Below are 13405 nucleotides of genomic sequence, written 5' to 3'. Positions count from 1 at the left end.
TGCCATTGTAAAGTGTCAACTATGTCCCCGAACATATGTCAGGGATGTCCCCGGTCTATACACTGTTAAGCCCAGCATCGTCTGAGTTAATGCGTACTATCCAAAACTCCATCATGAAGTCTCTACTGTAAGCTAATTAATAAGTAACGTATTCCCGGCTTTTCTTGGCGTTGCTATATGCTTGGCTTAGCAGCCTAGCCTACAGTTAGTGAGTTTTTTTGCTGACAGTCTACTCGATATGAGGAGTCTCTAGGATTAGACGAAGCCGTAATCCTAGACTCATGATGCCTTTGCTGGGCTTATACATACATGTAGGTATAAAAGCTTAAGTTGAAGCTATTACGTAAACGCTTGCTATCCAGGATATTAATGCTTAAATGAAGAAATTAAAGCTGGATTACTTGCCTTGCGTCAACATTAAAAATTCAGCACGGCTTGTTGGGTTATTACGCATTTCACCAAGCATTACTGAGGTGGTCATTATTGAGTTTTGCTTTTCAACTCCGCGCATCATCATACACAGATGTTTTGCTTCAATAACCACAGCCACGCCACGCGCACCAGTAATTGATTCCAAGCAGGTTGCTATTTCCGTAGTTAAACGTTCCTGAATTTGCAGGCGTCGAGCGAAGTAATCAACGATACGCGCCATTTTTGATAATCCGATTACTTTTCCATTAGGAATGTATCCAACATGACATTTGCCGAGAAATGGGAGTAAATGGTGTTCACACATAGAATACATTTCTATGTCCTTGACGATGACCATTTCATTCATGTCCGAATCAAAAAGGGCATCATTGACGATGTCATCTAGATTTTCATTATAACCCTTCGTTAAATAACGAATTGCATTGGCGGCACGTGCAGGCGTATCAACCAATCCTTGCCGAGTTACATCTTCACCTAATTGTGTTAGCAGTTCTTTATAGAGTTTTTCCATAGTTATTTCCTAGCCAGGGGGCCAAGTCATATGACGTCCGCCCAGTAAATGTAAATGAATGTGATATACTGTTTGGCCACCATCGGGATTAATGTTAAAAACTAATCGATATCCTGCGTCACTTATTCCTTCAGCTTGAGCAATTTTTTTTGCCCCTAAAATCATTTTTCCCAACAGGGCCTGGTTTTCATCGCTGGCGTCATTCAGTGTAGCAATATGTTGCTTCGGAATAATCAGCAAATGTTGAGGTGCTTGCGGGTTAAGATCACGAAAAGCCATTATCTCACTATCTTCGAAAACTACTGATGCAGGAATCGCACCTTGTGCAATTTTGCAAAACAAGCAATCCATGGGCAATCTCATTTTGATTAAAAGAGCTATTATACATTGCATTGCTGATAATGCGACAGCTTCTCTTTGCCTTTTGATGTGTTTTTTCGCATAATAGCCGCTTTATAGCGTAATTCTACATTCGTGCCATGATCATTTTTAAAATGAAAATCGCTCAGTATGCTGGGAATTGCTTTGAGATTGAGTGCTCCAAAAAAGGCATATGTTATGCTTTTAAAAGCCAGGTTATTTTTATTCAACAAGAGGGGAGATGAATAAATGAGTTTAATGAAAATTAGCAGTGGTCGTGACTTACCCAAAGAAATTAATGTAATTATTGAAATTCCTATGCACAGTGAACCTGTAAAATATGAAGTAAATAAAGAATCTGGGGTGTTATTTGTTGACCGTTTTTTATCAACACCAATGTTCTATCCCGTTAATTATGGTTATATCCCAAACACTTTATCTGAAGACGGAGACCCTGTTGATGTGTTAGTTATAACTCCAGTTCCCCTTGTTGGTGGCTCAGTGATTCCATGTCGACCAGTGGGGATGTTGCAAATGACTGATGAGTCAGGTGTTGATGCTAAAATTTTAGCCGTTCCTACCAATAAACTCACTAAAATTTATGAATCGATTCAAACACACGAAGACGTTCCCCAACATTTATTAAACTCTTTAGAGCACTTTTTTAGCCATTATAAAGATTTAGAAGAGGGTAAATGGGTGAAACTAAACGGTTGGGTTGGTCCTGATGCTGCATTTGAAGAAATTATGACCAGTGTGGCTCGTTTTAACGGTAAAGAAAAAAATAGATAAATTTTTGCCGATATGGCGAAAAAATCGTTACTTGGTTAACCGCAGAATTTTGTCGGGCCATGGCCCGACCTACTTGATTTAAGCCACAATGAGCATGAGTAGTTTGTATTGACGCAAGTAATCCAGTAAATAGCCTCTATCATTCAACATTTGCAAAAAAATACCTGAGCAAAACTCACTCTACATAAACGATGCTTCAAATCTAGAACACATGGCTAGATGTTTTTTTTATCCATGTAATGTTAAAATTATTTCAAATAGACGCTATCTCGCTTTCTTTGACACCATATGGTACTTTATTTCGGGTCATAAAAGGCTTAAGGAAATTCGGTGGCATTCCATCTTTCTACATTGTGTATCATACTGCTTTTTTTAATTTTATTGGCCGCTTTTTTTTCAGGCACTGAAATTGGTATGATGTCGATTAACCGCTACAAGTTAAAACATCTGGTCAAAAAAGAAAATAAACAGGCAATAAGAGTAAATCAAATACTCTCCCGACCTGATCGATTATTGAGTGTGGTGTTAATCGGTAATACCTTAGCCAATATTCTCGCTTCAACAATAGCAACGCTGATTGGTCAGCATATTTATGGCGATGCGGGTATTGCTATAGCAACGGCGGTGTTAACGCTGGTGGTTTTAGTGTTTGCGGAAATGATACCAAAAACATTTGCAGCAATTTATCCACAGCAGGTTGCATTTACTACGTCATTGCCTTTGCAAATTCTCCAATTGATTTTCGCTCCTCTTGTGTACATAACCAGTTTTATGTCTAATGGGGTTTTACGTTTATTTCACGTCTCAATTGATAAAATACAAAAAGAATCGTTGACTGGAGAGGAATTACGCTCTGTGGTGCATGAGACAGGAGGCTTATTGCCTGTTGAACATAAAAGTATGTTAATTAGTCTACTGGATTTAGAGCAAGCAACTGTAGAAGATATTATGATCCCTAAATCAGATATCGTTGGGATTGATATCGAGGAACCTTGGTCGGAAATTCTCTATCAATTAGAAACAGCAAAGCATACTCGCTTGCCCTTATACCGTGATTCAATTGATGATTTAGTAGGAATGATTCATGTACGCGACATATTAAATCTGGCGATAGAAAATGAGTTGGATTTGAATAGCCTGTTGGCTGCCGCGGATAAGCCTTATTATATTCCTGAGGCGACCCCCCTCAATACTCAGATTTTAAATTTCAGAAAAATGAAACGACGTAGCTCTTTTGTTGTCGATGAATATGGAAATATTCAGGGCTTAGTTACTATGGAAGACATACTCGAAGAAATCGTCGGCGAGTTTACTACCGATGTAGCTGCATTAAGCCGTGATATTATGCCACAAGATGATGGTTCAGTTATTGTCGACGCCAGTTTAACATTACGCCATTTAAATCGCTTAATGGGGTGGCACTTACCCATGATAGGACCCAAAACTTTAAGTGGCTTAATCGTAGAGCATCTTGGATATATTCCTCCCGCAGACTCATGTTTGACTATAGAGAACTATCAAATGGAAGTATTAAAAGTTGGCGATAATACGATTAAAAGTGTGAAAGTATTCAAAATGAGTAAGAAACGTAAATAAAAACCACGCGTAGGCTGGGTTGTTAAGCCCAGCGGTTGCTGTTCATTCTTATTCGCTAAAATGTGTCTCATAAACCCCCATCACTGTAAGCTCAATTAGCTAATCCTAAGACTTTGCGTTGCTGGGCTTATCAGCCCAGCCTACGTTGTATCAATAAGAATAACGCGAGCGTGAATGATTGCATTTATTTTCTTAAGTTTTCCAATATATTTTTACACTGACTAAGAAACTCTTGGAATTGAGTGTCCTTCACAAAATACCCATCAATATCAAAATTTTGGGTCGCGATTTTATCTTTATTATTATTAGACGTGGTAAGAACAAAAATGCGTACACTATTAAATTCTGCATGGGTGCGGAATGATTGTAAGAACTCTATGCCATTCATTTTAGGCATCATTAAATCTAAAATAATAATCGCAGGCATTATTGCAGTTTCAGTTTTATCATTTATTAATATGTCTAAGGCTTCAATCCCATTTTTTGCGATTTGCAGTGTTAGTGGCAAATTTAATTTACCTAGCTCTCTTTCTACGTAGATACAATCAATTTCATCATCATCAACCACTAAGATATGGGGGATCGTATGTTCATGAGTCACACCACACCTCCCATTTGTTTTGGCCACGTAAAATGAAATACTGAACCTTGATTTTTATCTGATTTGACACAAATACTGCCTCCTTGGGCTTCAATAATTTTCTTGGCAATACTAAGCCCAACACCACAGCTTTCTACAATATCGCGCGGTTGTAGGGTTTGAAACAGTTGGAAGATACGGTCTTGGTACACAAGCTCAATACCAGGGCCATCATCAGCGACAAAAAACTCATAATAGTCGTTTTGTTCTACCACGCCCACTTGAATGTGTCCTTTTTGCAGATGGTGATGTTTCACACTATTATCAACCAGTTCATAAATCACTTCGTGTAAGGGCTTTTTTTCTGCCTCAACCGTAAAAGCACAATGTTCGCAACAGATATTAAAGTCATTTGCAGCCTCTACTTCGTGGGCTACAGTGTTTACTAAGTCAGGGAAATTAATTTTTTCGACTGGTGAGTGTATCGTTCCGGCTTGAGCATATTTTAATAGCCCATCCAGCAAGTTTGACATGCGATACGTGCGTTTGCGTAAGAACGATAGATATTTTCGTGATTGGGGAGTTAATTGGTTCCCTACGTCTTCTTCAATCCATGAAACTAAATGATCAATTGCTGGCAATGGTGATTTTAAATCATGAGACGCTAAATAAACAAATCGCTCCAACTCATCTTCAGCATGTTTAACCAAAATTAAATTTGCAATTCTGGCTTTAAACTCCTTAGTAGAGAACGGTTTAATCATATAATCTTGGGCTCCTTCTTGGAGCATACGTACACATAGTTCATCGTCCGCTTTAGCCGTTACAATCATAATAGGGGTAGACAGTAGGGAAGAATGTTGTCTAATGGCGTGCACCATTTCTATACCATTCATCTTGGGCATCATGATATCGCTAATGATGATTTGAGGATGTAATTGAATTGCTTTATCCAAACCTTCTTTGCCATCTTGCGCGCAGGCGATGCGATAATCGTTGCTTAGAAGCTCACACAAAAATTCATTCATGGCCAAATTATCTTCTACGACTAAGATCAGTGGCAGGTTGACATTACCTTCAGTATTTAGCTGCATAGTCACTATTTTGTGTTGTTTATTCACAATACGTGGTACTTCAATCGTTCTTTGTATTGGTTGTTCGCTATGTACCAAGTGCTCTGTTGGAGCATTTAACGGAATTTGCATGACAAAAAGCGCCCCTCCTAATTTGGCTTGATGTACTTTAATTGTACCTTGATGCAATTCGATAAAATCTTTTGCAATTGTTAATCCTAAACCAGTACCAGTTGAATGACGCATGCTTTCTTCCAATTGAAAGAACCGTTCAAAAATCACTTCTCTAAATTTTGCAGGAATACCTGGACCATCATCTTCAATAGAAAATTCTGCATGATTTTTCCTTTTATATAACTTAAGGCAAATTGTTCCATGAGACGACGTAAATTTTATTGCATTGGAGAGTAAATTTAGGATAACACGCTCGATTTTTTCATTATCCATCTGCATGGATAATTGTTTAGGGAAAGAGCAAGAAATATGCAATCCTTTGGCTTCAATATCCGCTGCAAATAGGGAAAGAATTTTTTTAATAAGGAGGACAAAATCAACGTTGTAATAATTAATTTTTAGTCTGTCTGAATCAAATTTCGCAATATCTAATAAATCATTGACATGCATTAATAAAAGGAGGGCGTTTTCCTTCATTAAGTGCATTTTTTTTATGTGGTCTGGCCCTAATGCTTTATCCTGCAACAAGATATCTATTGGTCCTAAAATTAACATGAGTGGTGTGCGCAATTCATGGCTAATATTGGCGAAGAATTGTGTTTTCATTTGATCAAGTAATGCTAAATGACTGTTCGCATCTTGCAACTGTTTGTTTACTACCTGAATTTCTTGAGCGCGTTGATAAATTTCAACTTCCATCTCACCAGCTCGGGTACGAAGTTCTTCCATTATTTTTAATTGTTCAGAACGCGTGTTTTTTAGCTTGATGTATTCGGTAACATCTTCGACACGATGAAGAATATATTTAATTTTTTTATGGGCATCTAAAACGGGTAAATTTACGGGGCTCCAATACCGTTCTTCATATCCTCCGCCTTGTTCTGTAGGACGACGAATATCATATTTTTGGATAGCCATTGCGTCATGTGTTTTATTCTTTAAAACTCTATTTAATGAGTTACTTAAATTACTTGCTCCATTTGCATGAGGGTCTTCTGGATTTTCTGGAAACGCTTCAAATATATTTTTCCCAATAATTTGTTCCCTGGTTACCATAGTGGCTTGCAGATAATTATTACTGGCTGCAATGATATTAAAATCTATATCCAGCACAAGGTAAAGTCCAGGAGCAGACTCAAAAAGTAATTTAAAATCAATAAGGTCGTTTGTGTTCTCCATTAGGTCACCTCACAATCCATGCACTTTAAGTATAAAATATATACAGCGTATTTGAAAGTCTGTGAGTGTGAGGCAATACTATTTTGTATCGCCTTCTTTGATGGTGACTACTTGGGCTGTGAACATATAACCCCCATTGCGGATGGTTTTAATTAATGCAGGTTTTTTGGCATCCACTTCAATCTTCTGACGAAGCCTGCTTATTTGTACATCAATTCTACGATCAAAAGGATTTAAGTCACTGTTTTTAGTGATCTGTAATAGAAGCTCGCGATCCAAGATACGTTGGGGTTGTTGTACGAAAGTAAGTAATAAGTCGTATTCCCCTACGCTTAATGACAACTCTTCATTCGCATTACTAAATACTTGTCTGGATGCGGGATAAAGCCGCCAATTAGCAAAAACAAGAACTTCTTTTTCATGATCAGATTGTTGCTGTGCACGTAAAACACGCCGGTTAATCGCACTGACACGAGCATGAAGCTCTCTTGGTAAAAGTGGTTTTACAATGAAGTCATCTGCTCCAGCTTCCAGCACTTTGATACACGCCTCTTCGTCTGGAGTATCATTGATAATCAATAAGGGTACTGGGTAATCTGTATAAAATTGATGAATTGCCTGCGGTTCATTTTTTAAAATAGACCAATTAATTAGAATGGCAACAGGCTTCCCCAATCCGTTTTGCATGGGAGTTAATTGATGTTGCTGCATGATATTTATGTTAAATTGAGCAAAGTATTTTTTGAGATCCTCACTCACAGGATCGTTATCAATAAATAATAGATAACTGGGGTGTGGCATTAATTTATTCCCGGTTTTTATAAGCACTATTCGTCATAATTTTGGCAAGATTAGTATAGACTTGCAATTATTTTCGATATTATCCTAGAAAAAGTAGTTGAATCAGCAGTGAGTCGGAGCTTTTAACTGGCTGTAGATGCTCGATTTTCTATGCTGTTGGACATCGGCTCTATCATAAAATATTCCAGATTGGAGTCGGATGTTACTTCAGGACGCCGCTTAAGGAGATAGGATGACTCATCATAGCGCTCAATTTACAAGTTGGTTTGTTACAGAAAATGATCGAGTAAAGGCTTTAACCAAATACGAACTCAATAGATTAAAAAACAACCTTCAAAAACATTTAGAAGATTCTAATGAGTTCGAGGCTTGTTCTGAGAAAATCAGCTTATTGTGTCAGTCTATTGCGAATAAGTATCTTGATTATTTGCAGTTAATTGGCCATAAAGTAGCAATCAATGCACCAAAAGAAGTAGTGACTAGGACTCACTGGGCAGAACATTTTAAGCAAATCGCTCTTTTGGAGCAAAAAATTACTGCGACACTAACTTTTGCAGAACAAAAAGAGCTTTTATTGGAAATCATTTCTTTATATCAATGTATTCAACCTGAAGAGCCTTTAGTTTCTAGGAATCAAATCCCTCTATATTCGCAACAATTACAACAATTATTTTCTAAGCGACAGTTTAATTTATGGCTGGAAGGATTTGTTGATTTTATCAATAAAAATGATGTGGTTCATGCCGAACTCGCAGCTCTATTTCAAGGCTGGAGTGTTGAACAGCAGCAAGAGGTATTGGATTATTTTTCTAATCCAGAATTTGCTGCTTTAGTTAATGCTATTTTCTTTTACAAGATACACCCGGACAAATTGTTTGTTGATGGAGTACATCCAGAAAAGCTTGTTTCGGTGCAAGTGCGTTTAGGAGTATTGCATCATTATATCGAATTAATGCAACAACAATTATATAAGGTTGCTTTACAAAATGACTTGCTTCCAGGAAGCGATTACTTTTTGCATGATGAAGAATTACCTCAAGGTATCATTATCGAGGGCAATGAGGAATTCAGACTGGTGCTGCAGGCTGCAGTTAAGAAATTGAAAGCCAATGTAAATTTAATTCAGGAAAAACATGTGGCCATTGATTGTTTGCATGATCTGATGCGAGCTTATAAATTTTGGTTTAACCCTAATCGATTAATCGATGCGGTGATGGTACTGCAGCAAAATTTATTGTCCAAAATTGTAGCGCAAGAAGAACGAGCGGTTATTTTTCAAGAAAAAATGGTGGTGTTATACAGTCAACTCACTACTACAGAATGTTTGGATCTATATGGTTATTTTGCCAATGATGATACTCGCTATCTATTGTTTACTTTTTTTAAGCTTGCCCAAGGGGGGACTTTCGATTGGTTGCCCTCGCTAAATAAAGAAGAACGCGCTGCAGTAGTCGAGGTATTTGAGGCTTTATACTGTGTGATGGATGCATTACGAATCGAATTAAAAAATCGACATTTGCTTGCTGAAACATATCTTTGTGATTTAGCAAAAATAAACGTTGATATAGACCCGCGTAATCGTGATGCAGTATTTAGAGTGATTAGGATTTATAAGCACGCTCATGTAGTTCCGAGCAATGTTATTGAACAATTATTCCAATCGATTGAAGAGTTTGATTAAACAAAGTGAATAGGTCTGCTGAGCATTCTACTTTTGGAAGCCGCTCATTTCTGAGCGCAAGCGAACGTCAACAGCTACTAAGCGATACCTTATTTTTTCTTTTTTGTTTCTAAAAAGAAGGAGCTTAAATATTTAATGATTAAAGCTCCTAATTTTCTTTCTCTCCCTGATTGAGTCAGGGGAATGCCAATTTTTCGTGAAATTTTGGCTTTTAGCGCAGAGATACCAACCAGTCTTTTCCATGAAAATCCACCACGATTCATTTTCTAAACCTCATTCTCTAAAATTCGCCATTTTGCCTCAATCTAGCGAATTGTAAACAGACCCGAGAATAAATTTATTCATGATCAGCAGAAGGGCTATTGATATGCCAATTATAGATGTAACTATCAATGGTGTTGATGTGCTTAAGTTGGCTTAGTAACGGTTCTTTTGCGAATTGTTGTAAATGAAAAATGATGTCTTTTTTAGTTCCGCCAAAATCTTCTTCGTACCAATCATATAATTTAGAGATGATGAGTTTCCCTTCAATGACATTTACACCTCTGAGTGAGTTGACGTAAGTTGAAGCAGCTAGGTTTAATTGCTCATCAAGGAGATTTCCTTGATAGATTTTTCTACTCAGATTTGGGGCGCCAATAGTACCATTGTTTAAAGCATAATGGGTGCGAGGGTCATTCCAAATCGCTCTGATTATGCGGTTATTAATATCATCTAAAGTTAATGCAGTATCTTTTACTGTGATTAGATTCGCTCCCCAGGGGCCTATACTGAATAATCCTGGTGATATGTTAATTTCTTGGACGGAAGTAACGGGATAATAATTAGCTATAACTTGTACAGTCAGTGCATTATATACGTTAATCCAATACGCTAATTGTTCATCGCGATTGTAATTTTCAATATTTATCTCAGACATACTTTTTAAATAGTCTTTCAATAGATTCAAGTCAATTTGCGTCATGTGGCCATAATCAACTAGATTGATATTTTCTTCACTTGAAACAATACGACGATTTAGAAAATCCTGCCAAAGTTTGTGAGAGATAACTTCTTTCGACAAAGGGTTATTTACTTCCCATCTTGGCCATAAATTTTTATAAAAAGATGCATTTGCTAACCCCGAAATGAGGAGCATTAATATGAAAAGGTATTTACGAAGGTATACTGTTTTAAACATGAATTATTGCTCTGTTGCGCAGGGCATTCCCTATAGTGTTGCCATCCAAAAACTCTAATTCTCCCCCAGAAGGAATGCCATGCGCCAATTGTGTTATGTTGATTGGTAGATCATGCAAAAGCTGATGAATAAAATGAATGGTAGTTTGCCCTTCTACACTAGGGCTTAACGCCAATATCACTTCTTTAATATTTTCTTGAATGATGAGATTTTTAAGCCGAGGTAATCCTATGTCTTCCGGTCCTAATCCATCTAGTGGCGATATTTTTCCCATAAGAACAAAATACTTGCCTTGAAACGCGTTACTTTGCTCTATAGCCGATACATCGGCAGGACTTTCTACGACACAAAGTAAGGATGAATCCCGATTTGTATTTTGACAGAGGACACAAATTCTTTGCTCTGTATAATTAGCACAGCGTTCACAATGGTGAATGTTGTTCATTGCTTGTTCTAAGCATGATGCAAGGTGTAATCCTCTCTGTCTTTGATGCTGGAGTAAGTGAAACACCATACGCTGCGCTGATTTTGGACCAACGCCTGGTAGACAGCGAAGCGCTTCTACCAAACGGTTTAACATATCCATCGTTAGGACTATTCCTTATCGCCCTTATCACCACCCATTAAATCAGTTGGAATATTGAGGCCTGCAGTTAATTGACTAATTTTTTCTTTAGATGCTTTTTCAATTTTTCGTACTGCATCATTAATTGCCGCAGCAACTAAATCTTCTAACATTTCAACATCCTCTTCCATCATTGTCGGTTTGATTTTAACCTCAGTAGCATCATGTCGGCCGTTCATTTTAATCGTTACCATACCACCGCCTGCTTCACCTGTGACAACTAATTGGCTTAGTTGTTGTTGCGCTTCTTGCATGCGTTGTTGCATTTTTTGCGCTTCTTTCATCAGGTTACCAAGATTTTGATTCATATCCATTATTAAGGCCTCACATGTTTAGGTTTAAAATTCAATACATTATAAGTCATCTTTTAGCGGGACAATAGAATTTTTGACCAATTCCGCTGAAAATTCTTGCTGAAGTTGTTGGAACATTGGGTCATTGTTCAATGCGAGTTCAGCATTTTGTTGCTTTTGTTGCGTCGCTTGCTCCTTTTGTTGGGCAGGCGAGGCTTGCACCAACTCATCACTGTTTAAAGTAATTTTTATTTGATGCTGGTAATATTGGCCCAGTGCCGCTTCAATGCGTGAGAGTACGGTTGGCGTAAATAAGGATTGGTGTCCCCTTGCCACACGTAATGTGATCTCTCGCCCATCCTTAGCAATTAATTCAGCATTTTCTACTGCATTAAGTGCCAAACCGGTAAGCTTCAGCTGCGGGATAATACTTGCCCAGTCTTTAGCTTCGCGATTAATCTGTTGCTGTTGCTGTTGCTGTTGCTGTTGCTGTTGCTGTTGCTGTTGCTGTTGCTGTTGTTCCTCTGCTTGCTCATTTTCTTGAGGCTCGCAACTCTCATCATTAGTGAGAGGGGCCGGAGTGCATTGTTCCGGTGCATCCACAAAAACTTGTGCCTCTGCCAATGATTGTTGGGGCTGCAAGGTATTTGTATAGGTTGCCAAAGGTGGAAGAGCCTCTTTAGGAACGGGTCTAAAAGTTAACATACGTAACAGAGTCATATTAAAGCCAATGCTCAACGTAGGAGCAAGATGAATTTCCTCTCTTCCTTTAAGACCAATTTGGTAAAACAGCTGGATGTCCTCGGCTGAAATGTGTTGTGCTAGAGTGATGATCTCCGATGAAGGTTTAATTAAAGGATTATTATCTCCAATAGCTTGATAGATAGCTATTTGGTGAAGATCATGAAGCAGTTCATCGAGAACATATTGAAAAGGTCCTCCTTCAATGGAGATTTGTTGGCTAATATTTAACACAGCAGAAGCATTTTGTTCTGCTAAAGCTTGTAGTAATTGCAGTGCGTAATCATGTTGGGTATAACCTAAAATCATTTTAACATCACCGGCGCGTAATTGGGTATCACAGCCAGTAATGGCTTGATCCAAAAGACTTAAGGCATCACGCATACTGCCTCGCGCAGCTTGAGCTAATATATCTACAGCTTGAATTTCAAAATCAAATTGCTCTTCTTTAAGAATCCACTGCAAGTGCTGAGCAATTAACTCTGTAGCTAGGTGTTTCAGATTAAATTGCAAACAACGAGATAAGACCGTCACTGGAAGCTTTTGAGGATCAGTGGTTGCTAAAATGAATTTAACATGTGCTGGTGGTTCTTCCAGTGTTTTTAGAAGGGCATTAAAGCTATGTTGCGAGAGCATGTGCACTTCATCAATTAAATAGATTTTAAAGCGACCAATTGCAGGTGCATATTGCACGTTATCCAATAAATCACGTGTGTCTTCGACTCGAGTTTTGGATGCGCCGTCAATTTCGATTAGGTCAATAAATCGACCTTGCTCAATTGCCTTGCAGATACTGCACTGCAAGCAAGGTTCTGAGCTGATTCCTTTTTCACAATTAAGGGATTTAGCCAAAATGCGGGCAATACTCGTCTTTCCTACACCACGAGTGCCAGTGAAGAGATAGGCATGGTGCAATCGCTGCTGATTCAGCGCATTAATCAATGCCTTATTTATGTGGTCTTGGCCAACCAGTTGGGAAAAAGTACGTGGTCGCCATTTACGGGCAAGTGCCAGATAGCTCATACATGTTTTCACAAGTTGGGCGGCAGCTCTAAGAGCCACACCTCGGCGCTCGAATCAATCGTTACCGCTGCTCCCTTCCGGGCCTGACGGGGTTCACGATCTATCGCCGCGAAGGGACCAATAGAGCCACCATAGTTGAATCGCGAAGATTAACAAAAAAATGTGGGGATAGCCAGCCTTGTCAGAAAATAAATCCTAATGGGCTAGAATTCTTAAAAAATGCATATACCTTAATATATGTCTGTCTATGCAAAGAAAGGTAGCGATACATCATTTTTTTCAAAAAAAACAAAAAAGTGTTTGACACAGGTGCCGAAATCAGTAGAATACGCAGCACGCCTTCGGGGCAAGTTCATTAAGAAGA

13 protein-coding genes and 1 other RNA gene are annotated in these 13405 nt (G+C 38.3%); 3 read left to right on the top strand and 11 right to left on the bottom strand.

What is annotated here, in order from left to right; all coding sequences use genetic code 11:
* Window positions 1-397: 397 nt before the first annotated feature.
* Both folE and Lste_RS02585 read right to left on the bottom strand, forming a co-directional pair.
* Window positions 398-943 (bottom strand): GTP cyclohydrolase I FolE, encoded by a 546-nt coding sequence (folE, locus tag Lste_RS02590; protein ID WP_058509539.1) that lies wholly within the window; start codon window positions 941-943, stop codon window positions 398-400.
* Window positions 944-952: 9 nt separating this feature from the next.
* Window positions 953-1294 carry a histidine triad nucleotide-binding protein gene (locus Lste_RS02585; protein WP_058509538.1) on the bottom strand — a complete coding sequence of 114 codons (342 nt, stop codon included), beginning with the start codon at window positions 1292-1294 and terminating at the stop codon, window positions 953-955.
* A 258-nt stretch (window positions 1295-1552) separates the two neighbouring features.
* On the opposite strand from Lste_RS02585, the gene ppa reads away from it, so the two are divergent.
* Window positions 1553-2095 carry an inorganic diphosphatase gene (ppa, locus tag Lste_RS02575; RefSeq protein ID WP_058509536.1) on the top strand — a complete coding sequence of 181 codons (543 nt, stop codon included), beginning with the start codon at window positions 1553-1555 and terminating at the stop codon, window positions 2093-2095.
* A gap of 330 nt (window positions 2096-2425) precedes the next feature.
* Window positions 2426-3691, top strand: coding sequence for an HlyC/CorC family transporter (locus Lste_RS02570; protein ID WP_058509535.1), 1266 nt, complete (start codon window positions 2426-2428; stop codon window positions 3689-3691).
* Window positions 3692-3875: 184 nt separating this feature from the next.
* On the opposite strand, the gene Lste_RS02565 is transcribed toward Lste_RS02570, so the two are convergent.
* The 3 genes from Lste_RS02565 to Lste_RS02555 all read right to left on the bottom strand — a co-directional run bounded on the left by Lste_RS02565 (window position 3876) and on the right by Lste_RS02555 (window position 7498).
* On the bottom strand, window positions 3876-4292 hold the full coding sequence (locus Lste_RS02565; protein ID WP_058509534.1) for a response regulator: 417 nt from the start codon (window positions 4290-4292) through the stop codon (window positions 3876-3878).
* Window positions 4289-6697, bottom strand: a complete 2409-nt coding sequence (locus Lste_RS02560) for an ATP-binding protein (protein ID WP_058509533.1) — start codon at window positions 6695-6697, stop codon at window positions 4289-4291. Before Lste_RS02560 ends, Lste_RS02565 begins: the two co-directional genes overlap by 4 nt.
* 78 nt (window positions 6698-6775) lie before the next feature.
* The gene (locus Lste_RS02555) at window positions 6776-7498 is read right to left on the bottom strand and encodes a winged helix-turn-helix domain-containing protein (RefSeq protein WP_058509532.1); all 723 of its coding nucleotides are present in this window, start codon (window positions 7496-7498) and stop codon (window positions 6776-6778) included.
* Between the two features lie 232 nt (window positions 7499-7730).
* Between Lste_RS02555 and Lste_RS02550 the strand changes: the two genes are divergently transcribed.
* Window positions 7731-9179 carry a hypothetical protein gene (locus Lste_RS02550; protein ID WP_058509531.1) on the top strand — a complete coding sequence of 483 codons (1449 nt, stop codon included), beginning with the start codon at window positions 7731-7733 and terminating at the stop codon, window positions 9177-9179.
* An 89-nt stretch (window positions 9180-9268) separates the two neighbouring features.
* Here Lste_RS02550 and Lste_RS19375 read toward each other — a convergent pair whose 3' ends face one another.
* The 6 genes from Lste_RS19375 to ffs all read right to left on the bottom strand — a co-directional run bounded on the left by Lste_RS19375 (window position 9269) and on the right by ffs (window position 13164).
* A complete protein-coding gene (locus tag Lste_RS19375; RefSeq protein WP_193393381.1) occupies window positions 9269-9442 on the bottom strand; it encodes a hypothetical protein in 174 nt (57 codons plus the stop codon).
* A 74-nt stretch (window positions 9443-9516) separates the two neighbouring features.
* Window positions 9517-10359 (bottom strand): DUF547 domain-containing protein, encoded by an 843-nt coding sequence (locus Lste_RS02545; protein WP_058509530.1) that lies wholly within the window; start codon window positions 10357-10359, stop codon window positions 9517-9519.
* Complete coding sequence (gene recR / locus Lste_RS02540; protein WP_058509529.1) at window positions 10352-10945, bottom strand: recombination mediator RecR; 594 nt, start codon at window positions 10943-10945, stop codon at window positions 10352-10354. Before recR ends, Lste_RS02545 begins: the two co-directional genes overlap by 8 nt.
* A gap of 8 nt (window positions 10946-10953) precedes the next feature.
* Complete coding sequence (locus Lste_RS02535) at window positions 10954-11298, bottom strand: YbaB/EbfC family nucleoid-associated protein (RefSeq protein ID WP_058509528.1); 345 nt, start codon at window positions 11296-11298, stop codon at window positions 10954-10956.
* A 39-nt stretch (window positions 11299-11337) separates the two neighbouring features.
* Entirely contained in the window at window positions 11338-13041 is a 1704-nt protein-coding gene (dnaX, locus tag Lste_RS02530; RefSeq protein ID WP_058509540.1) for a DNA polymerase III subunit gamma/tau, read from the bottom strand.
* Between the two features lie 26 nt (window positions 13042-13067).
* An RNA gene (gene ffs, locus Lste_RS18530) (signal recognition particle sRNA small type) lies at window positions 13068-13164 on the bottom strand.
* Window positions 13165-13405: the final 241 nt, after the last annotated feature.

Source organism: Legionella steelei (assembly GCF_001468005.1).
In the GTDB taxonomy this organism is placed as follows: domain Bacteria; phylum Pseudomonadota; class Gammaproteobacteria; order Legionellales; family Legionellaceae; genus Legionella; species Legionella steelei.
The sequence above is the reverse complement of the archived record's forward strand: the minus strand, read 5'-3'. Positions and strand labels throughout refer to the sequence as shown.

Coding starts and splice junctions, on each gene's coding strand:
- folE (WP_058509539.1), bottom strand. CDS start 943: ATGGAAAAACTCTATAAAGAACTGCTAACACAATTAGGTGAAGATGTA.
- Lste_RS02585 (WP_058509538.1), bottom strand. CDS start 1,294: ATGGATTGCTTGTTTTGCAAAATTGCACAAGGTGCGATTCCTGCATCA.
- ppa (WP_058509536.1), top strand. CDS start 1,553: ATGAGTTTAATGAAAATTAGCAGTGGTCGTGACTTACCCAAAGAAATT.
- Lste_RS02560 (WP_058509533.1), bottom strand. CDS start 6,697: ATGGAGAACACAAACGACCTTATTGATTTTAAATTACTTTTTGAGTCT.
- Lste_RS02555 (WP_058509532.1), bottom strand. CDS start 7,498: ATGCCACACCCCAGTTATCTATTATTTATTGATAACGATCCTGTGAGT.
- Lste_RS02550 (WP_058509531.1), top strand. CDS start 7,731: ATGACTCATCATAGCGCTCAATTTACAAGTTGGTTTGTTACAGAAAAT.
- Lste_RS19375 (WP_193393381.1), bottom strand. CDS start 9,442: ATGAATCGTGGTGGATTTTCATGGAAAAGACTGGTTGGTATCTCTGCG.
- Lste_RS02545 (WP_058509530.1), bottom strand. CDS start 10,359: ATGTTTAAAACAGTATACCTTCGTAAATACCTTTTCATATTAATGCTC.
- recR (WP_058509529.1), bottom strand. CDS start 10,945: ATGGATATGTTAAACCGTTTGGTAGAAGCGCTTCGCTGTCTACCAGGC.
- Lste_RS02535 (WP_058509528.1), bottom strand. CDS start 11,298: ATGGATATGAATCAAAATCTTGGTAACCTGATGAAAGAAGCGCAAAAA.
- dnaX (WP_058509540.1), bottom strand. CDS start 13,041: ATGAGCTATCTGGCACTTGCCCGTAAATGGCGACCACGTACTTTTTCC.